Origin of the sequence: Sporosarcina sp. ZBG7A (assembly GCF_000813425.1) — a bacterium.
GTDB lineage: Bacteria > Bacillota > Bacilli > Bacillales_A > Planococcaceae > Sporosarcina.
On the sequence record NZ_JWIB01000049.1, the window covers coordinates 1 to 18,874 of the forward strand.

Annotated in this window: 23 protein-coding genes and 1 pseudogene; 19 read left to right on the top strand and 5 right to left on the bottom strand. The window is 36.9% G+C overall.

Translation table 11 applies throughout. From position 1 onward, the window contains the following. Positions 1 to 240 precede the first annotated feature (240 nt). Positions 241 to 465 (top strand): hypothetical protein, encoded by a 225-nt coding sequence (locus RL70_RS15175; RefSeq protein WP_156137992.1) that lies wholly within the window; start codon positions 241 to 243, stop codon positions 463 to 465. A 129-nt stretch (positions 466 to 594) separates the two neighbouring features. Here the strand turns inward: RL70_RS15175 and blaI are convergent, their stop codons facing one another. Continuing rightward, entirely contained in the window at positions 595 to 972 is a 378-nt protein-coding gene (gene blaI, locus RL70_RS15180) for a penicillinase repressor BlaI (RefSeq protein WP_039044253.1), read from the bottom strand. Next, positions 953 to 2,764 carry a BlaR1 family beta-lactam sensor/signal transducer gene (locus tag RL70_RS15185; protein ID WP_039044273.1) on the bottom strand — a complete coding sequence of 604 codons (1,812 nt, stop codon included), beginning with the start codon at positions 2,762 to 2,764 and terminating at the stop codon, positions 953 to 955. The genes blaI and RL70_RS15185 overlap by 20 nt, the downstream gene beginning before the upstream one ends. Positions 2,765 to 2,996: 232 nt before the next feature. Between RL70_RS15185 and bla the strand changes: the two genes are divergently transcribed. The 4 genes from bla (at position 2,997) to RL70_RS15205 (ending at position 5,605) form a co-directional block, all read left to right on the top strand. After that, entirely contained in the window at positions 2,997 to 3,938 is a 942-nt protein-coding gene (gene bla / locus RL70_RS15190) for a class A beta-lactamase (RefSeq protein WP_039044254.1), read from the top strand. Positions 3,939 to 4,166: 228 nt separating this feature from the next. Continuing rightward, positions 4,167 to 4,397 carry a hypothetical protein gene (locus RL70_RS15195; RefSeq protein ID WP_039044255.1) on the top strand — a complete coding sequence of 77 codons (231 nt, stop codon included), beginning with the start codon at positions 4,167 to 4,169 and terminating at the stop codon, positions 4,395 to 4,397. 259 nt (positions 4,398 to 4,656) lie between these two features. After that, on the top strand, positions 4,657 to 5,007 hold the full coding sequence (locus RL70_RS15200; RefSeq protein ID WP_231567287.1) for a PadR family transcriptional regulator: 351 nt from the start codon (positions 4,657 to 4,659) through the stop codon (positions 5,005 to 5,007). Continuing rightward, positions 5,000 to 5,605, top strand: a complete 606-nt coding sequence (locus tag RL70_RS15205; RefSeq protein ID WP_039044256.1) for a hypothetical protein — start codon at positions 5,000 to 5,002, stop codon at positions 5,603 to 5,605. The genes RL70_RS15200 and RL70_RS15205 overlap by 8 nt, the downstream gene beginning before the upstream one ends. A gap of 379 nt (positions 5,606 to 5,984) precedes the next feature. On the opposite strand, the gene RL70_RS15210 is transcribed toward RL70_RS15205, so the two are convergent. Further along, on the bottom strand, positions 5,985 to 6,422 hold the full coding sequence (locus RL70_RS15210) for a DUF3888 domain-containing protein (protein WP_039044257.1): 438 nt from the start codon (positions 6,420 to 6,422) through the stop codon (positions 5,985 to 5,987). 219 nt (positions 6,423 to 6,641) lie between these two features. On the opposite strand from RL70_RS15210, the gene RL70_RS15215 reads away from it, so the two are divergent. From RL70_RS15215 to RL70_RS15265, 10 genes are all read left to right on the top strand, one after another. Further along, positions 6,642 to 7,130, top strand: coding sequence for a GNAT family N-acetyltransferase (locus RL70_RS15215; protein WP_039044258.1), 489 nt, complete (start codon positions 6,642 to 6,644; stop codon positions 7,128 to 7,130). A 90-nt stretch (positions 7,131 to 7,220) separates the two neighbouring features. Next, positions 7,221 to 7,403: a hypothetical protein gene (locus tag RL70_RS15220; protein ID WP_039044259.1), complete on the top strand. Its 183-nt coding sequence runs from the start codon at positions 7,221 to 7,223 to the stop codon at positions 7,401 to 7,403. 75 nt (positions 7,404 to 7,478) lie between these two features. Next, a complete protein-coding gene (locus tag RL70_RS15225; protein ID WP_052246002.1) occupies positions 7,479 to 7,943 on the top strand; it encodes a hypothetical protein in 465 nt (154 codons plus the stop codon). A 183-nt stretch (positions 7,944 to 8,126) separates the two neighbouring features. After that, positions 8,127 to 8,810 (top strand): VOC family protein, encoded by a 684-nt coding sequence (locus tag RL70_RS15230; protein WP_039044260.1) that lies wholly within the window; start codon positions 8,127 to 8,129, stop codon positions 8,808 to 8,810. Between the two features lie 957 nt (positions 8,811 to 9,767). Beyond that, positions 9,768 to 10,376, top strand: a complete 609-nt coding sequence (locus RL70_RS15235; protein ID WP_039044261.1) for a CPBP family intramembrane glutamic endopeptidase — start codon at positions 9,768 to 9,770, stop codon at positions 10,374 to 10,376. Positions 10,377 to 10,781: 405 nt separating this feature from the next. Further along, positions 10,782 to 11,231 (top strand): SMI1/KNR4 family protein, encoded by a 450-nt coding sequence (locus tag RL70_RS15245; protein WP_039044263.1) that lies wholly within the window; start codon positions 10,782 to 10,784, stop codon positions 11,229 to 11,231. A 91-nt stretch (positions 11,232 to 11,322) separates the two neighbouring features. Continuing rightward, positions 11,323 to 11,679, top strand: coding sequence for a hypothetical protein (locus RL70_RS15250; protein ID WP_039044264.1), 357 nt, complete (start codon positions 11,323 to 11,325; stop codon positions 11,677 to 11,679). Between the two features lie 74 nt (positions 11,680 to 11,753). After that, on the top strand, positions 11,754 to 12,038 hold the full coding sequence (locus RL70_RS15255; protein WP_039044265.1) for a hypothetical protein: 285 nt from the start codon (positions 11,754 to 11,756) through the stop codon (positions 12,036 to 12,038). A gap of 102 nt (positions 12,039 to 12,140) precedes the next feature. After that, a complete protein-coding gene (locus RL70_RS15260) occupies positions 12,141 to 12,443 on the top strand; it encodes a hypothetical protein (RefSeq protein ID WP_039044266.1) in 303 nt (100 codons plus the stop codon). Between the two features lie 137 nt (positions 12,444 to 12,580). Continuing rightward, on the top strand, positions 12,581 to 12,835 hold the full coding sequence (locus RL70_RS15265) for a hypothetical protein (RefSeq protein ID WP_039044267.1): 255 nt from the start codon (positions 12,581 to 12,583) through the stop codon (positions 12,833 to 12,835). 408 nt (positions 12,836 to 13,243) lie between these two features. Here the strand turns inward: RL70_RS15265 and pepF are convergent, their stop codons facing one another. Next, positions 13,244 to 15,070 (bottom strand): oligoendopeptidase F, encoded by a 1,827-nt coding sequence (pepF, locus tag RL70_RS15270; RefSeq protein WP_039044268.1) that lies wholly within the window; start codon positions 15,068 to 15,070, stop codon positions 13,244 to 13,246. Between the two features lie 87 nt (positions 15,071 to 15,157). Then, positions 15,158 to 15,607 (bottom strand): hypothetical protein, encoded by a 450-nt coding sequence (locus tag RL70_RS15275; RefSeq protein ID WP_039044269.1) that lies wholly within the window; start codon positions 15,605 to 15,607, stop codon positions 15,158 to 15,160. A gap of 155 nt (positions 15,608 to 15,762) precedes the next feature. Here RL70_RS15275 and RL70_RS15280 point away from each other — a divergent pair, with 155 nt between their 5' ends. The 4 genes and pseudogenes from RL70_RS15280 to RL70_RS18255 form a co-directional block, all read left to right on the top strand. Continuing rightward, on the top strand, positions 15,763 to 16,245 hold the full coding sequence (locus RL70_RS15280; protein ID WP_039044270.1) for a PaaI family thioesterase: 483 nt from the start codon (positions 15,763 to 15,765) through the stop codon (positions 16,243 to 16,245). A 62-nt stretch (positions 16,246 to 16,307) separates the two neighbouring features. Continuing rightward, entirely contained in the window at positions 16,308 to 16,625 is a 318-nt protein-coding gene (locus tag RL70_RS15285; RefSeq protein WP_039044271.1) for a DUF4870 domain-containing protein, read from the top strand. 195 nt (positions 16,626 to 16,820) lie between these two features. Beyond that, positions 16,821 to 18,056, top strand: coding sequence for a dicarboxylate/amino acid:cation symporter (locus RL70_RS15290; RefSeq protein ID WP_039044272.1), 1,236 nt, complete (start codon positions 16,821 to 16,823; stop codon positions 18,054 to 18,056). 400 nt (positions 18,057 to 18,456) lie between these two features. Further along, positions 18,457 to 18,654, top strand: a pseudogene (locus tag RL70_RS18255) (IS5/IS1182 family transposase); the annotation flags it as partial. Between the last annotated feature and the right edge of the window lie 220 nt (positions 18,655 to 18,874).

The following is an 18,874-nucleotide window of genomic DNA, read 5'->3' on the forward strand; positions in this document are numbered from 1 at the left end:
ACCTATTGCCAACTTTTGTTTAATTAAAAAGTGATGAACTAGACAGATACAAAGATATGGACATGACAAAATCCGTGTATGAAATCATGTACAATTAGGGTGGGAAGAGATGTTTGAAACTAGAAAAATGGTTGCTGACCTATGAAAAAGTGAAAGGATGGAAAATAAATGTGTGATGTATGTAATATAACGGGATCTGTAACCGTTGGTACAGTAGTAAAAATAGTTAGAAGATGTAAAATGCGGACTGAAAAGGATAAGGGGAGGTATTTAGCGGAAAAGCAATCTCTTGTTTACGTTACAGATATTGCTAGTAGAGGAGAGGGTTTTTACGGACATGTCATAAATCTTAATAAAAATAAACTTCAAAAGACCAATGCTCATTTTAGGGATTGCGAATTTAAATCAACAAATTATGAATGGAATAATGACAATGCATTATTATCATCAAGTCACTCATCATAAAAAAGGTATAGTGCCAGAATAGGGCCGAAACGGCGATTAAGCAGGATTGTTAAACATTGTGGTGTTTTCGCTTTTTCCCTAAAAGGAGAAATAACGAAAACGGAACATTCCCACAACATTTATGCGACGCTAGCGAGGTTTTTTATTTAAAATAGAGCGTAGTTCATTGATATCCTCATCAGATAGGGTATCTTCCTGAATGAATTGGACAAGCATGGATTTCAGGGCACCCCCATAAATGCGCTTAATAAATGATTCGGTCTCGGCACGCTGATATTTTTCCTGTGTATAAAGCGGGAAAAAGGTGTAAACTTTTAGATTTTTGTTGACACCTACAACATCTTTTTGAACCAAACGATCGAGAAGAGTGCGTATGGTTTTCGGCTTCCAATCTGTACTCTCCTGTAAGGCAAATATGATGTCATTCGCCGTTTGAGGGGCTTTATCCCACAGTACGTTCATGATTTCCCATTCTGATTCTGATATACTAGGGATGTTTTTCTCCATATTTCTCCCCTCCATTTTCTTTGAAAATTCCTAAATCTTTTAAAATTGATAAAGTAATTCTTCCCGCCTTGCTTCCCGATGCATCATCTACATTTTGGATGTTGGTAGCAAAGAAATAAGTATTGATCTTCGTCTCTACATACCCGATAAACCAACCATTGATGCTTTTTCCATTCACTGCACCGGTACCTGTTTTTCCTGATAGGCAAGCTTCTTCATTCTTTTCTAAGAGTAATGCTTCCTTCACGGTTTGGATATGCCTTTTTTCATATCCGAATTGATTGTTATAAAAGGCTTGAAGCAGTTGGACTTGCTCGACTGGAGAAATTTTTAATGAAGATTCGTTCCAGAACTCACCAGATCCTCCAGATACATCGAAATTTCCATACTTTATTTCTTGTAGATTGACTTGTATTGTTTCAAATCCTGTTCTACGATCTAATTCTTGGAAATACCAGTTCACAGATTTTTGTAAAGCAGAAGAGATGTCCTGGTCCATTTTCCAAGCGTCGTAAGGTTGCTTTGTTCCATCCCATGAAAGGGTGGTTTTTTCGGGTGATATCACATTTGATTCTAGTGCAAATAAGGCACTATAGATTTTGTATGTGGAATCAGGTGATACCCGCAATGTACTTTTCGCTTCATTATAAATTCGATATTGCCGTGCGTTTTGATCATATAAAACAAAACTTCCTTCGTACCCTTTAAAGTATTGATGAAAGTCCTCATAAACTGCTTCGTCATTATTAAAATAGTATCGGTCGTTTTCCTTTGTAAATGCAGAGACAAAAGATAATTGGGTTGTCAAAATGATACTGGCCAATGCATAAATAAAGATGCTTTTTCTTATTGGTTTTTTTGCGGAATGCTTATAGGCAGAAATTTGCTCAATTCGTTTTTTGATTTGAAGTTTCGAACCGTTTAATTGTGTCACTATCTGGAGCGTACTTGAGCGTTTTGAAAGATCCAAAAAATTAATGATTGTATTTCCATATTCAATAAATGATTTATCATCTAATAACTGTAAAACAGATGTATCACATGCGATTTCTCGATCCAATCTCATTTCTCTAAAAGCAAGCCAGACAAGGGGATTAAACCAATAAATGATTTGATAGAACAATAGCACGTAATTTGTTAGCAAATCTTTATTTTTATAGTGATTCAGTTCATGAAGAAAGATATACTCGTAATTTTTCAAACTAAGCCAGTTTTCATGCTGAGAAGGTAAAACGATATAGGTTTGAAAAAGTCCGAATATCATTGGGGATTGGACTTTTTTTGACATAACAATCTTTATTGATTTTTTAATTTTTAATCTTTTCTTGCATTCTTCGAAAAGAATGAGAACTTCTTGATTGGAAATAGCAGAAGAATAATTCTTTATCCTTCTAAGTGTGAGCCATCCACGAATTATAGTAAAGCTAACTAAAAACATTCCTATTATCCATAAACCCATCACTCCCGTATTTAGTAAGGACAGGTCCGGCCGATTAACCGATCTGGAAAAGTCTTGTATTAGGTGTAGGCCTTGCGTCATGCCTGTTCCAGTTATTTCTGAATTAGAGCTGGGCGCATTAGTCTGATATGTATTCCAATCGCTAAAGGGAGAACTAAAATTAAATAAATCAGTAGGTATGAATGGAAGGGACAAAGCGACAAAAAGAAACATCCACAAATTATAGGTCCATTTTGCTGTTAGTTGTTTTCCAAACCATTTTCGTATAAATAGAATTACGAAAACGGAAAATGAAGACACCAATAGACCTATTATAAAATGAGTTAAAAACATATCTTTCAACACCAATTCTCTTGATTTTTAAATTTTAACAATTGGGTATATAGCATAACTATGTTTGCTTGAAGGATAAAAAATAAAGATTTGACTTTATTTGATTACGCATGTAATACTATACTACAGATGTAATCGGACTACAAATGTAATCTATTGAAATTCCTTGAATAAGGCTGTTTTTTCAATTCATACATAAGAGTCTAATCAAATAATTAGGAGGTTTTACATCATGAACAAAAGATTTTATCAAATTGTAGCACCAACAGTCTTAGTTCTTATGGTTGCAGGCTGCTCGGAAGAGAAAAAACAGGTTGTACAACAATCAGAAACTGAACAGACGGAGGTAACCAACCAAACTTCAGAAAGTAATACCGCAAAAGAAACCATGATGAAGAAATTTGAACAACTTGAGAAGGAATATGACGCGAGGCTTGGAGTCTATGCCATTGACACAGGAACAAAAGAAACCGCGGAATTTCGTGAGGATGAACGATTTGCGTACACATCTACATCCAAGGCCTTAGCTACAGCTATTTTATTAAAACAAAATCCGATAGCAGTGCTTGAGGAAATAAGGACATTCACCAATGAAGATATTGTTGCCTATTCTCCGATTACAGAAGACTTTGTGAACGAAGGGATGAGTCTAGGAAAGATAGCTGAAGCAGCGATACAGTTTAGTGATAATACAGCAGGAAATCTTCTGTTTAAAGAATTAGGCGGACCCGATGGATTTGAAAAAGCGTTACGAGAAAGTGGCGATACTGTCACGATGGCTGAACGTATTGAACCAGATTTAAACGAAGCTATTCCAGGGGATTCACGGGATACAAGTACCCCTAAAGCACTTGCAACATCCCTTGAAGTATTTGGAATCAGTGAGTACCTTCCTGCTGATAAAAGGGAGATTTTCACAAATTGGCTAAAAGGAAGTACTACAGGTGACTCCCTCATTCGAGCTGGTGTTCCAGAAGGTTGGGAGGTTGGAGATAAGAGTGGGGCTGGTGGCTATGGAACTCGAAATGATATAGCGATCGTGTGGCCCCCAAATCGAGAACCGATTATTATTGCGATCATGTCAAGTCGCAATGAAGAGGATGCCAGCTTTAATGATGAACTCATCGCAAAGGCTGCAACAGTGATCGCGCAGGCGTTTTCTGATAACAAATAGATGAATATTTTAGAGAACGAGTACGACACTTCGGGTGAAGGTCTTGTTTTACAACAATAAAGTTGGCGAAATAGTATACTTAAACTAGAGGGTGCATTTCTTGAAGAAGAATTGCACCCTTTTTCAGTAATCTAGGCAATTTAACGAAATAAAAGACTAAGGTTCAATTTCAATATAATTTTGGGAGAGCTGGAGTAGAAAGTAACGTATAAGAAATGGGGTATTAAAATGAATTTGTTACTTTGGATGACGGTTGGTTTTATTGTAGCAGGATTTTTTGTCCTTATTTCATTTAAAAAAAGCATGGAGGAAAGAGTTGCTTTAGCAATCGAAAACAAGGACAGTACGGAAGGCAAACAGATATCGCCTAAACCCGTTGTATGGTGGATATGGGGGTCCGTTCTTTGGGGAATAGTAAGCATCTTTTTAATCGTATGGTCTTTTTCTGTTTATACGTAAAATGGATTTTGGGGACGAAGTAATTCATTTTAATGAAAGACTGTATTTAAACAGCCGGGGGCTTTAATTGTACAGTGTTGTTCGAGATTATGGCGCGGTTACTGCCTAAGTGCTGCCATTAAATATGGACTTTTTCTTCAGCCCCCCTAATGTCTTGCATAACAAGTTACTATGTATTATTATGAATTCACTAACTTGTTTTACAATGTATTAGTAATCATGAAACTTGTTATACAAGGCAAAAGTGAGGGGAAATCGTTTGTCATTGACGCAAATGTTAAAGGGGATCATTGATGGGTGCTTATTGGCTATTATTCAAAATGGAGAAGTTTATGGGTACGAATTGGCAGAAAAACTAGAGGGCTTCGGATTCGACTCTTTTAGTGAAGGTACTATTTATCCATTGTTATTGCGTATGCAAAAGGAAGAACTTGTTACATCGACATTAAAAAAGTCTACCGCAGGTCCTAAAAGAAAATACTATTCTCTAACTCCCAAGGGAGAAATAGAATTGGAAAAATTTATTGTTCGATGGAATACCCTACAAACCAATGTAAACAGAGTTTTGCCTTCGAAATCAGATATAGAAGGAGATGATATGAATGAATAGTGAGTTAGAGCTTTCTAGAAAAAGTAAAAGATTTTTAGAAGATTTACGAGTGTACTTAATTACAAGTAGAAAAAGTTTAGATGATGTGAATGAAATAATAAACGGTTTAGAAAATCATTTATATGAAGCAGAACGAAATGGAAAGCCTATTGAGCGAATTGTTGGACGGTCCCCAGGTGAATATATGGAAATGGTTTCTGGGGAATTGACTACTGATAACAAGAACTGGTTCAAATATATATGTCTAATCATTTTTGGATCATTATCTTTTATGATTTTCCCAGATATAATTATAATGGGCCTAAATCTTTCTTATACTATTTTGGAAATTGTCAGTCGTATTGTGATTAGTGTTATGTTTATTCTATTCGCTTTTGTGTACATTAAGTATACTGCAATCCCTGGTCATTCAGTTACAGGGCGTGTAATTTTATTACTTGGAATGACGCTATTATTTTCTGCTATATCATTTATTATGATTTATCTTAATGGTAATATTGACAGTCCCATTATTCATTTTGGTACTGTAGGAACTATGATCGTCGCTGTAGTTATGATTATATTCTTAATCGGACTTGTAGTCTGGGCAGCGAAATAAAGTTCAATAAAAGACGGCATTTTTGTAACACGATCATGTCGCAAAAGGGACATTTAACAACAAAATGGTATATATATTTAGAGAGGGGCTAAGTTTACTTGAATAAAAAAGAACGTTCAAAATCAGGTAAATGGCGAGAGAAATACGGTGCTTTAGTTACAGCCATAGTTTGTCTATATTGTTTGGTTATAAACTGGGGGAATAGCTGGATACTGGTAGGGCTCCTAGGATTAGGAGTGGTTATCTGCGGAACAATAGCGTTCTCTGATGTTAAAAGAACCCATTATAAATAGAAATAGTTAAAGAACAAACTCTAAACTAAAGAGGCCTTTTCTTGTACAGTTTTGTACAAGAAAAGGGCCAATTAGTGGAAGCCTATTTACGATTCGGAAGGATATTCATACGTCTTCAGATGCTTATGATTTATCAATTTAACTGTAGGTCCCGAAGAGATCTCATAGGTTATTCGGTCTTTCCCGATTGGAATCCAGTGTCCGCCATCGGTAGGCTCAATTTCAAAAGTAATTTGCAATTGAAAGCCACGAAAGCCATTAACTCTTTTTGTTTCTATCACTTCAATATCCCAAGGAGCTACATGAGGTGGAAAAGCCTTTACAATCTTTGGATAATAATAGGTATTTAAGTCCTTTAAAATATAAGGAGTAAGCATAACCATGAGCATATCCTGTAGCCTAAGCTCTTCGGTGTCTTGAGTTGGTTCAGCCGATGAAACGATTGTTGTTTGATTAGAAGTTATAAGAACTAGGGATAAAATAAGAACCAGGGATAAGATAAAAACGATTATCGTCTTTTTCATTTTCTTCAAAACACTTCATTACTACTTTATCTTATTCACTATATTATTGCCTTTTATCGAATAAAGTATGCACTCTTTGAAACTAACTGGGCATTTACGGTATAAGGTTTGTGCTTGAAACGGGCGAATAGATTGTGGAGTAAGTCTTATCGGGTTATTAGACAGAGTTGAGAAGCAGCTTATTGATGAAATTGGTATAAAGAGAAGGGGTATTATAAGTTGACTATTATACTCAAAGAAGTTTTAGAAACAGAAAAATCTATTTTGCGGAACCTTTATTCATTGTATCTTCACGAGCTTTCTAATTTCACTGAAGATTTAAATTTAAGTGAAGACGGTGTTTTTCAATATGAAGAAATGGATGATTTTTGGAGAGTAGATGGATTATCACCCTATTTTATAACTTTGAATGAAAAAAATATTGGTTTTATATTGCTACTAGAACGCCCATTTTTGAAAAAAAGCAATGATTATGGAATAAACGATTTTTTTATACTTAATCAATACAAAGGAAAGGGATTAGCTGTGCAAGCTGCTCAAAAGATATTTGAAAAGAAACCGGGGCAATATTTTATAATACAGGTTGTTGAAAATAAACGTGCAGTTGCATTTTGGAAAAAGGTTTATACTGGATTAAATATTGAAACTGACGAAAGACGAGACTTAATTGATGGGGAGTTATGCTTAATTCAAACGTTTAAAATTTAATTCAAGTAATGGGCGCGACTAATCAATAAGGGTGCGCTCCGGTGCAAAGATAATCAAACCAAACTACAAAATATAACTTGAGGTGGGACTATGAAAAAAGGCATTTTATTATTTTCCATAGGCTTAGTGTTATTTATGGTGGGTATGTTTGTGGCGACTCTTTTGTCTACTGGATGGATAATAACTGGAACTTTAATGGCGGTTATTGGTGGTGGACTATTAGGCATTAGCTCTCACTTCATCGTACCAACAAGCAGAAACATCCATGATTAAGCAATAGGGCACCGGAACTTCACTCCAATCAGACAAATTAGTAGAGTAGCATAAAGAAAAAAGAAGGGGTGTCCAGTGAAAATTGCAAAGATTACTCTATTCGTTGTTAGTTTGTTATTGTTGGGAGTCTTTCTGCTAGGAAACCAAATGACTCCGAATCCAGGAACATCATCTGGAAACGGTAATCCGGCATTGTTAATAGCATTTATGCTAATTCCAGTGTTTGTCTTTATGGTATTCCTATGGATTCAGATTTTTCATGTGCATCCGTTTGGCAACACTGCATTTATCATCAGCATATTAGCTATTCTCGTTCATTTATCTGCTGCCTTTATATATCAAAGAAATGCATTTATTGAATATCGCCAAGTCATTAAGGATGCATTACTAAAAAAAGATGGTGTTGTAGATGCGGAATATCTACAAAGCATTACTACAGGGCTGAGTATTCATGTGAACAACCAGTATTTTAATATAAATACTTACTTTATGTTTGTAACCTTGTCGATTTTGATTGCAATTGTGTATACTATTTCCTAGAAAAAAGAAAAAGCTAATATCAAGTGATTTCAATTTGTTAGTAGATATTTACCTCTTCTTGTTGTTCAATCATGCCGTTTTATTTTGGAATTATTTTTAAGTATTTTTAATCTTATTACAATGAAAGTTAAATAGAGAGTTGAATTACTTCATACAAGGACAGACATAAAAGGGGATATTGATATGGAAATAAAAGTACTGACTTTACAAACAACTAAATTAGAAATGTTGAAAGAATTTTATACGCAACATTTAGGATTTAAAATTTGCGGTGAGAATCCAAATGGATTTCAAATTCGAGTAGGAACAAGTGTTTTAGAATTTACTAATGAAAAAGTGGTAGGGGAACCATATTATCATTTTGCATTTAATATTCCTGCCAATCAATTTCAGGAAGCGAAGGAATGGTTGAAAGGAAAAACAACCCTTTTGTTAGAAGATGGAGAAGACGAGGCAGATTTTTCATTTTGGCCAGCACATGCTTGCTATTTTGAAGATCCAGCAGGAAATATAGTCGAACTCATTGCTCGATATAATGAGAATCCAAGTAGCGAATCGCCATTTACAGTAAATAGTATTATAAATATCAGTGAAATTGGTTTAATCGTAAAAGATGCACCAATGGTCGGTGAGCAATTTAAGGAAATTGACATTTTTGACAGTGATAATGATCCAGTTACTAATTCATCTTTAAACTTTATGCAAGATAATAATAATGGCGTTTTTATTATTTTAACTAGCATGGATAGAAGATGGTTGTTCTCAGAAAAGAAATCTAAATTATTTCCAATGAAAATATTTCTTGATAAACAATTAGTTATAGGAGTAGATAAAGAACATGAATTTTTCATTGAAAAAAGTTCATGATGACAGACTACAAAAGGGATGAGAATCAACTTGAATTCTATCCCTTTTGTTATTCTGATTCTTCGTCATCATTTCCATCAGCTCATTTGATAGTTGGGAGGGACTGTTGATTGTAGCGAAAAGCATGCCCCTCGCAAAACGTCCTCACGTAGCGAAATTCAATTAATTTTATAATAAAAGAAACAAGACGGTAGGCACCCCTCCATGATTTCTGTAGTTCTTCTACAGCTTGGATGGAGTCCGCGTTTAACAAATTTAATGGTAAAAGTTAAATAGTTTAACTTGGTGAGTGCTATTATAGATCAAGAATTGGTTAAGCAAGATTAGTGCATAAAGGTCCAATGAAGAGCTGATAGTTTTGGCAGACAAAGAAACACAGATAAAGATACTTCTTTATGGAAATGCACTTGATTTTGCTTGTGAAACACTAGGTATCATAAATACTCTGAAATTTTTACAGTTAGTGAGGAAGACGTCTATGAGTATACTTTAATCCATGGTATCCCACAGAGTGAATCTACAGGTAGATATTCTTTGGATGAAGGCTTCCATTATTTTGAGGAAGAAGGTAACTGGTATACCTTTTTTAGAGAGAGAGGATATATCTACAATGAAAAAAACTTTGGTAATGATGAGCTCGGTAGAAAGTACATAGTTCAGACATTGCTACAATTAGCTGGTACTGGACTCTACTAGTAGCTGATTACAGCCAATGAAATGTACCACTCGTGACATGTTTTTTTACCACCAAGTGATATAGATTGTACCATTGAGTGACAATACCTTTACCACTCCCTAGCTTCTGGATAATAAATATACTTTTCAGAAATGGGAATGTTATACTTTCTATACAAACATGGCTAATTCGTAATAAAGTCTTTATGCCGCAATCGGGCCATCTAGACGAGTTAAACAATAAAAAAATTACATTAAAATTATTAGATAGGGAAGTCATATATGGATTATGCAAAGGATAAAACAAAAAATATAAAGCACGATTTCAAATTAAAAAACGCGATTTTCCCATTTTCTTCGCTTACATTGATTTGTTTTACTGTAATCTATGCTTTAGTAGTTTACGATGTACTCGCAATCCCAAATTTACTTTCTTTTGATAATCCAATAGAATCTTTAATAATTTCAGGGGTTGCTTCTGTTGGTTTATTATTGTTTGGAGTCATTTTAACTTTAACTATTCCCCAGGACTACATTGACGACACCAATAAAACATACCAAAATGACAGATTGCCAGATGTTTTCATTTTTATGTTTGTAGCTGTATTATTTGAAGAAACGTTATTTAGAGGCATTATTCAAAACCTACTTTTGATATTTACAGGTCATCCATGGGTTGCGATTCTATTAACGGCTTTATTGTTTATTGCCTTTCATTTTCAATATTTTAAAAAGCCAATCATGTTATTGAATATCTGTATTCCAAGCTTAGTTTTTGGGTGGATCTATTTTAAAACTAACAATATTTTAGTCCCGATTTTTGTTCATTTTGTATTGAACTTCGGAATTACGATATTATTTAAATATAAATTGATTAGTTTTAAGAGATGATTTCTTCCACTAACGGGTGCGATTCCATTATAGGAATTGTCCCCGAGTTACAATAAGGGTCACTTTTTTGGATAAACAAGACATATCACGGACTGGAGGGGAATTGTATGTTTAGTTTTCAAACTTTTAAAGATAAACGGTATTGGATTCTTCTCCCCCCATTCATAGTTATCTTTATAGGTATTTCTGTCTTTGCATCTAATTATTTTGTAGAGAATCCTATTATGGTTCTCATACTTTTACTGTTAAATGCAATCTTGTTTTGGGTAACATACCATTTGTGGACGTATATAGGAGATAAAAAACGCAGAGATAGTTAAAGTCTTCAGTTTAGTAATAGGGGGCATTAGTTGCATAAGGACTGTGCCTCAATCGGACCAAATAAATTTATAGAGGAGCAATACTATGCAACACATTTTACGAAACGAAACAATGAACAAACCAGCAACAGACGAAGAAATCACACGTGTCGAACAAACTCTTGGAAGAAAATTACCGACTGATTTCTTACAATTATTGAAGATTGCAAATGGAGGATTTGTCAAAGACACGCATCAAGTTTTTCCCGTAGAATTTTCTATTGAGAGCGGAGATCAGTTCATAGTGGTAGAAGAAATCATGGGGGCAAATGAAGAAGGTTTGATGTTAAGTGATTATTTCATAGGGGAATGGGAACTTCCCGAAGAGCTTGTCCTATTCTCTGGAAGCGGCCACGCATGGGTCGGATTTAACTATGAAAATCGTGAAATTCCAAATGTAGTCTACGTAGAGCCAGATAATGGTGATGGGAACAACTTTCATGTACTTGCTGACACTTTTGACGAGTTCATCAGCAAGCTGATAGTGGCTAAATGATAGTTCTGGAATCGGATGCCATTGCTTTATAAGCGATTTCGTCTATATCGCAATCGGACCAGTTTACTGAAGGAGTTCTAGGAGGGATGACGTGAGTTATAACTATAACAGTTATTTAAATGTGCTTAAGAGAGAATTTATGCTCGTCATAATGGCAGCGGTTTTGTTAGTTGTAACCTTTTTTATTTGGGTTGGTGTCCCAGTATTTATAATTGGTAGTGCTGTGGCAAGTCTAACAACTAGTCAATTCCTCGTTAATTTATGTATTTCATTTTCAGTAGCTATAATTTTTTCTTTATACTTTTTACCAATCAATTTAAAAGTTGCACAAGATATAGCAGTTACAAAAAAACGCAATCCATATAATTCATTTATACGAATAGAAATTATGTGGATATTAGTTATTGCAGCGATTCTACAAATAATTTTAAGTATCATTCTTCAATAATCGGGGGCAATTCTTGAAGAAGAATTTGCGCCCTTTTCAGCAATAGGGCCATTTAAATTACGAGGAGTGATATTTTGCCAAGAACAGCCATGGGTAAAGTTTCTTTAGCGATGCTAATATTCTTTGTGATTCAAGTAATTTCACTAGTTGTTCTGTACTTCACAGGTGGTTTTCTCGTTATACTTGTGCTTCTGCATTCAACGATAATAACAGCACCTATATTCTTTATTTTTGGCTTAATAGGACTTGTAAAAGAAAAAGGAAATAAGAAAATCATACCGTTAGTTGTACTTGTTCTAGGTGTAATCGAACTTACATTTTACTTGATCACAATTTTTGGATATCAGTTTGGTGGGTAACTGATTCAGTTCGTTAATCGGGGGCGTTTATGGAACACAACCGTTCAACAATAGGGCAAAATAATCGAATAAAATATGTAGAAAATCAGGAGGGATGTCAGTATGGGGTTTGATTTAATCTGGATTGCTATAGGAATTGCCGCTGCAGGGTATTTTATAGGCAATGGGCTTAAAAACTTTAAAAATCCTGATGCTAAAGACAGTCTTAGTGAACTCTTTGAAGATGATGACAATGAACACGAATTGATAAAGGAAAATAATGTTCATTACTTTATAGGGATTTCTAAAGAAGATGCGAAAAGCTTAATTCAAGAATATCCAGACATACCACACGTCCTTATAAATAATAAAATTTATTATCCTAAAGCAAAACTTCGTAAATGGTTATCTGAGTTGGGAGAATAGACTATATAGCACTCGGGTGCGATTGCTTTATAAGAGGTTGCGTCTACATCGCAATCGGGCCATTTTACAGTATAAGATGGTGATGAAATTAACCTTACAGTGTACGTATTCTGTTTGAGTCAAGGGAGTGAATAAAATTGGACAAAATAAAGAATGGCGTTTTTATTTTTTTAGGCATTAGTGTCTTGCTTGCGGGTGGATTTATTTCGAGCGGTCTCAGTGAGGTTGCTGAAAGTATTAATCAACAGGACACGCCAGTTGATGACTCACAGAGAATGATCGTCCAAGATGGAGTTATATACATGTATGACACAATTACGGGCGAAGTTTGGAAAAAGGAAGATAAAACCGGATCTAAGTGGGAAGAGGTCAAGAGAGCTTTTGAATATTAAATAACTAAGGATGCAAACGGGTGCGTTTGTGTAAGATCAAACGCCTAATTCCTCGTTCAAGGTACGTGGAGTTAGGCTTTTATCTTCCCAAGTCCTTAACATTTTATATCTCCACATTCTTGACGTTACACCACTGGTAACCCCATTGGCAACGAGTGGTAAAATCCGTGACAATTGCTGGTGAAAACTATGGCAGTAGTGGTACATTCTTATGGCTGTAATTAGTAGCTGTTTTTAACATAGGGATGCGTTTACCCAATAAGAGAACTTTTACAACAAATATAAAGAAACAACTCTAAACGGTGTCTCAGATGTATATCAAAACAGGAAGATATCGCAAAGAAAAAACAAGCAAAAGAGCAGTGGCCATCTAACCGCTGCTCTTTTGCTTGTTTGTTAAATTATTGATTACTTAGTAGGTTGTGCTTCGGCGTTAATTTCCTCTGTCAGCTGAACGAGCTGGTCAATAAGATCACCAATATAAGCAATCGTATTGCGTAACGGTTCGTCAGTGGTAATGTCGACGCCCGCCATTTTTGAAAGTTCAGCTGGTGTTTGTGTTCCACCTGCTTGTAATACTTTCAACCAATCATCTACTGCTGGCTGACCTTCATTCAGCACGCGTTTTGCCATTTCTGTTGAAATCGTAAGCCCTGCACTGTACGTATATGGATACAGACCCATATAGTAGTGCGGTTGACGCATCCACGTAAGCTCTGCGCCTTCATTGATTTCTACAGTATCTCCCCAGAATTCTTCTAGAACGCCACGCTTTAGCTCGTTTAAAATGGTTGCATTGACGCTGCCACCTGCATCGATTTTTTCATACACTTTTCGCTGATAAGCAGCTTCTAGTAAATGAGTTACAAAGTTGTGATAGTACGTACGTGAAATAATAGAAGAAATGACCCAACGTTTGAACTTCAGATCTTCTGAATTTGAAAGAAGATGGTTTGCTACGAGCATTTCATTCATCGTCGATGGAGCTTCGATGAAGTAGGTAGATGGACGTGAGTTGAACACGTTCTGGTTCTTATGAGCGTTGTAGAAATGCCCAGCGTGTCCAAGTTCGTGAGCAAGGACGAATACGTCTTCCATGCTACCTGTCCAAGAAATCAGGATATACGGGTGAGTGCCATAAGGACTGGAACAAAAAGCGCCTGTCGACTTGCCTTTGTTCTGTGCGAAATCCGTCCATCGCTCATCATATGAACGTTTCACCATATCTAAATAGTCTGGCCCCATGATGGCAAGAGCTTCGTTAATGTATTTTTTGGATTCTTCTACAGTGATTGTCGGCTCGTACGTTGCATCCAGAGGAATTTTTAAATCTGCGAACGTCATTTTGTCGAGTCCATGCACATCTTTTAGAAGGTTTGCATACTTACGCATGTGTGGAGCCAATTCTTTGGTGATCAAATCGATTTGGCGATGATACATCGACTGATCGACTTCCTGATTGAATAATAAGTAGTCTGTAATACTCTCATAGCCACGTAAATCGGAAGTGATTTTCTCGAGTTGCAAGTGAGAATCATACGTTTTAGCAGTTGTATGCTGATAGTCACGTAGTTTTGCAGAAAACGCTTCGAACGCAGCACGGCGTTTTTTCGTATCCGGCTCGGACTCCCAACCACCTTCAAATGAGACATAGCTGAGCGGATATGAATTTCCATCTACAACGAAATCGGGAAAATCCATATCGACCATTTTAGTCGTGTTATACAAGCCATATGGTGCATCGAAAGCAGAAGAATAAGCAGCGAGCGCCTTCTCGACTTCCGGGTGAAGGCGATACTGCTTCTCACGGATCAATTCTTTCAGATAATGGCTATATTCTTCTGATTGCTCCATTGCTTGCTGTAATACGTCTTCAGACAGCTCTAGCAATTCGCTCGTAACAAAAGAGAGTTGGCTTCCTACTTTAGCTGAAACCGAACCGAAATGGCTATCACGCATTTGTGCTTCGTCATTTGTCTGGTCAACACTCACTGCTAAGCTTGTGTACGTACCAAGTGGAATAATCTGCATGTAAATTGCTTCAAATTGTTTCAGTACAGCTACTACATCTTCAGCTGTTTGGATATTTGCTTGGAACTGTTTTGCGAATGCTGTAACGTCAGTTTGCAATGTTCCTAGAGCTTCGGAATAGGCAGCCTCCGAAGGGAATAGATCTTTCAAATTCCACGTTTCTTCTTGAGGTACTTCTGATCTTAGCGGTAATTGTTTAACCAATGAACTCTCTCCCTTATTTCGAATTCTGAACTAATTTTAGTATAAAACAAATAGACTGAAATGTACAAAGATTAAAGCGCGTGGAAATTAAGATGGAGAATGGCTCGAGAGAATGAAATCTACCATCCAGTCAGTATCTAATGGCCCGTCAAGTAGTGTATATTGCTCTCCATTTTGAGTGACAATCAAACTGTCTTCCACCATTATTGTTACAAGGTTTTCGTCGTGATCTTCGATACTAATTGTGAATTGATTGAAATTCAACTCATCTAGGAGTTCTTGTGAATCTTTTTTCTTTAATTCATAACTACTTAGAAACTCTAACAGATTGGCAATCTGTTCTTTGTCTGATGAAACCCATGCGGGCGGTGTCATGCCTGTAGTAGAAGGTTTTGTAAAAATAAGTTGAACCACATGTTCTTCAGGCAACTGCAGCACTTCTGAGAATTTCTTTGATGAGAATTCGTTAATGGAATGGACCATGGCATAAGCTCCTCCGACGAGTAGAAAAACTAGTAGAAACGCGCGTAATTTCATAGAATCAGCCTCCTTGTATCGTTCGTTAGTGTAGTATACGCATGCTCATGATCAGGTGGTATTATATTCCGACGCTAGTATATGTATGAGTCAATTGAATAATTCACAGAATTGTTATGATATACTGATAGGCAAATGGTGAAGGAGGAATTCAAATGGTACAAAAAGTTGAGCATGCGATTCAGGATCGTTATCCGGATGACTTTTCGTGGTGTTATGGATGTGGTCGGTTAAACAAAGAAGGTCACCAATTCAGAACCACTTGGGAAGGGGACCAAACGGTTACATATTATATGCCAGACTCTGATCACAAAGCGATTCCAGGTTTCGTTTATGGTGGAATTATCGCCTCGTTGATAGATTGTCATGGAACCGGATCCGCTTCACTAGCTCTTCATCGAAAAAATGGATTTGAACCTGATAACGAGGAATTTCCACCGAGGTTTGTCACAGCTTCCTTATCAGTGAATTATGTTAAACCGACTCCAGAAGGAACTACTTTGAAAGCGGTTGGCACTATTGAAGAAATACATCCAAAGAAATTCAAGGTAGCCGTTGAAGTTTTTGCGGGAAGTGAGTTATGTGTAACTGGAGAAGTTGTGGCAGTTGTCATGCCTGCCTCATTCGGAGCAAAATAAAATGAATCTTTTCTATGCTTCATTCGTAAAATTACTAAGATCGAATGAAGGGATGGAAACTTGTGGAAACAAAAGGATTAAAGATTCTCATACATGCCAGCGCATTCTTTGCACCATTTTTGGTGCCAGTTGCGATTTACATCTTGACGTTTTTTGTGGAGTTGGATGAACAAATAAAACGGTTGTCGATTCAAGCGCTTTTGTTCCAATTAGTCATGGGAGCATTAATCGTTGTGTCAACGATCTTTTCGTTTATCCTAATTGGAATACCGTTCCTGATTGGTTTCATCATCATGACAATTGTCATTCCGATTATCGCGATTATAAAAACGCTTCAAGATGAGCCATACAACTATCCAATCGTGGGACGTTGGTTCTAATAAGTTTACTGAATAGAAAAAAAGTAGTTGTGTTTCTATACTAGAAAAGTTATTATGTATAGAAATGCACACGTGAAAACCTTTCCCGTGAGATGGTTCTCTGGGAAGGGGTTTTTTTATAGTATTGAGTGAAAGCGTTTGCATGTATACATATACTTTGGAATACAGTACATTACCAATGATGAAGAGGAGGGAATGGAATTGAAATTACGTTTTAACTTGGTCACACAAATTTTTGTTGCGTTTGTTTTGGCTATTATTCTAGGAAGTATTTTCGGAAGTAAAATCGATTTCCTTCAGCCACTTGGGGATTTGTTCTTACGACTCATTAAATTTGTAATTGCACCTCTTATTCTTTCAACTCTAGTTGTAGGGGTTGCGAGTATGTCAGATCCGAAACAACTGGGACGAATCGGTATCAAAACGATTGTGTACTATTTAGCCACAACTGCCATCGCAATTATAATTGGTTTGTCAGTAGCGTTTTTGATCAACCCAGGGACTGGGGTCAACATTTCTACAGATGAGAGTAGTATACCTGAAGCTGCTATCGCAGAACCGCAAAGTGCGATAGATACCTTCTTGAACATAGTACCTACCAATCCTTTTGAGGCACTTGCTACGGGGAACATTCTACAAATTATTTTCTTTGCCTTGTTCATCGGCATTGCCATTACGATGATTGGTGAAAAGGCGGCGCCCGTGTTGTCCTTCTTTGAAGGATTTGCGGAAATCATGTACAAAATTACAGGGATCATTATGCGTGTCGCTCCATTTGGTATTTTGGGACTAATGGCGCCGGTCGTTGGAGAATATGGATTATCCGTTTTGCTACCTTTGTTAAAAGTAGTGCTAGCCGTATACATTGCGTGTATTGTGCATGCACTTGTTGTTTACTCCATTGCTGTGAAAACAATGGGCAAACTTAGCCCGATTACGTTCTTTAAAGGCATCTTCCCAGCTGCGCTTGTTGCATTTAGTACTGCAAGCAGTGCAGGGACACTTCCTGTTACTATCAAGAACACAACAGAGAATCTAGGCGTGCCAAAACGTATCGCGAGTTTTGTATTGCCGCTTGGAGCTACTATCAATATGGATGGAACTGCAATCTATCAAGGGGTTGCAGTCGTATTCATCGCACAATTTTTCGATCTTCAGCTGACGTTCCTACAGTTGCTAACTGTCGTTTTGACGACTGTTCTCGCATCAATTGGAACAGCTGGCGTACCAGGTGCAGGCATGATTATGCTCGCAATGGTTCTGAACTCCGTGAATATGCCACTTGAAGGAATCGCTCTCATTGCAGGTATTGACCGGGTGCTCGACATGATGCGGACGTCTGTTAATATCGTCGGAGATGCGTCAGCTGCGGTCATTGTAGCTGGATCAGAAAGAGAGATCAAACCGATTAAATCGACTGTCAATTCATAAAAGACTTGATACAAAAACGTCGTCCATTTCATATGGACGACGCAGACTGTAGACAAACTCCAGAAATCATGGATTTGCCTATAGTCTTTTTCTTTTACAATAGGATTAACTATGGAAAGTTGATTTTCACTGCGAGCGGACGCTTTCCGAGGGGCTTGCTCTCAGCCAATCGAACAACGAAGAGTTCGATTGGCCGTATTTTAGCGTACTTTGCTGAAATTAAGGCAGCACTCATCTCCCTCGCTTTGCTCTGTCCAGGGTCTTCGAAAACACGTGCTCCTAACGCTTCGCTTTTACTCGCAAAAGCTGTTCTTCGTCACAGCTTTCGCTAATCCCTCCGGAGTCGCCGCTCTCCGCTACAATCAACAGTATCTCCCAACTATCAAATGAGATGATGGCAATGATTACGAAAAAACAAATCAAAGAACGGGAACAGGTGGAGATGCTAATAATCTAACAGTTAGTCCCGCGAGACCATCTGTTCCTTAAATTAGAGGTAGTAATTGATTATGCCTTCATTTTTCTATTGGTTGCAGATCAATATTCCCTATTTGGGAGACCCAGCATAGATCCAGTTGTACTCAATAAAATGTCATTCAATACTCTAAGGCATCTTAGGGTTGTCCATCGGATACCATACTTCTCCTAGGCATCGACAAAAACGAGTTCAACTGTCTCTTTACATTTTCATAGAATTCTTTGGTCTCATATCGGAGTCTCAAGACTTCTGCTACATCTAGTTATTCTTACCAGCTTGACATGGAGCACTCCGATTGCATTCTTTGCTTGAATGATGTCAATGTGTCATAGGACATTCA

Bases quoted from the DNA above. Each gene is read 5' to 3' on its own strand.
- RL70_RS15175 (WP_156137992.1), top strand. From the start codon at position 241: ATGCGGACTGAAAAGGATAAGGGGAGGTATTTAGCGGAAAAGCAATCT.
- blaI (WP_039044253.1), bottom strand. From the start codon at position 972: ATGGAGAAAAACATCCCTAGTATATCAGAATCAGAATGGGAAATCATG.
- RL70_RS15185 (WP_039044273.1), bottom strand. From the start codon at position 2,764: ATGTTTTTAACTCATTTTATAATAGGTCTATTGGTGTCTTCATTTTCC.
- bla (WP_039044254.1), top strand. From the start codon at position 2,997: ATGAACAAAAGATTTTATCAAATTGTAGCACCAACAGTCTTAGTTCTT.
- RL70_RS15195 (WP_039044255.1), top strand. From the start codon at position 4,167: ATGAATTTGTTACTTTGGATGACGGTTGGTTTTATTGTAGCAGGATTT.
- RL70_RS15205 (WP_039044256.1), top strand. From the start codon at position 5,000: ATGAATAGTGAGTTAGAGCTTTCTAGAAAAAGTAAAAGATTTTTAGAA.
- RL70_RS15210 (WP_039044257.1), bottom strand. From the start codon at position 6,422: ATGAAAAAGACGATAATCGTTTTTATCTTATCCCTGGTTCTTATTTTA.
- RL70_RS15220 (WP_039044259.1), top strand. From the start codon at position 7,221: ATGAAAAAAGGCATTTTATTATTTTCCATAGGCTTAGTGTTATTTATG.
- RL70_RS15230 (WP_039044260.1), top strand. From the start codon at position 8,127: ATGGAAATAAAAGTACTGACTTTACAAACAACTAAATTAGAAATGTTG.
- RL70_RS15235 (WP_039044261.1), top strand. From the start codon at position 9,768: ATGGATTATGCAAAGGATAAAACAAAAAATATAAAGCACGATTTCAAA.
- RL70_RS15245 (WP_039044263.1), top strand. From the start codon at position 10,782: ATGCAACACATTTTACGAAACGAAACAATGAACAAACCAGCAACAGAC.
- RL70_RS15260 (WP_039044266.1), top strand. From the start codon at position 12,141: ATGGGGTTTGATTTAATCTGGATTGCTATAGGAATTGCCGCTGCAGGG.
- RL70_RS15275 (WP_039044269.1), bottom strand. From the start codon at position 15,607: ATGAAATTACGCGCGTTTCTACTAGTTTTTCTACTCGTCGGAGGAGCT.
- RL70_RS15280 (WP_039044270.1), top strand. From the start codon at position 15,763: ATGGTACAAAAAGTTGAGCATGCGATTCAGGATCGTTATCCGGATGAC.
- RL70_RS15290 (WP_039044272.1), top strand. From the start codon at position 16,821: ATGGAATTGAAATTACGTTTTAACTTGGTCACACAAATTTTTGTTGCG.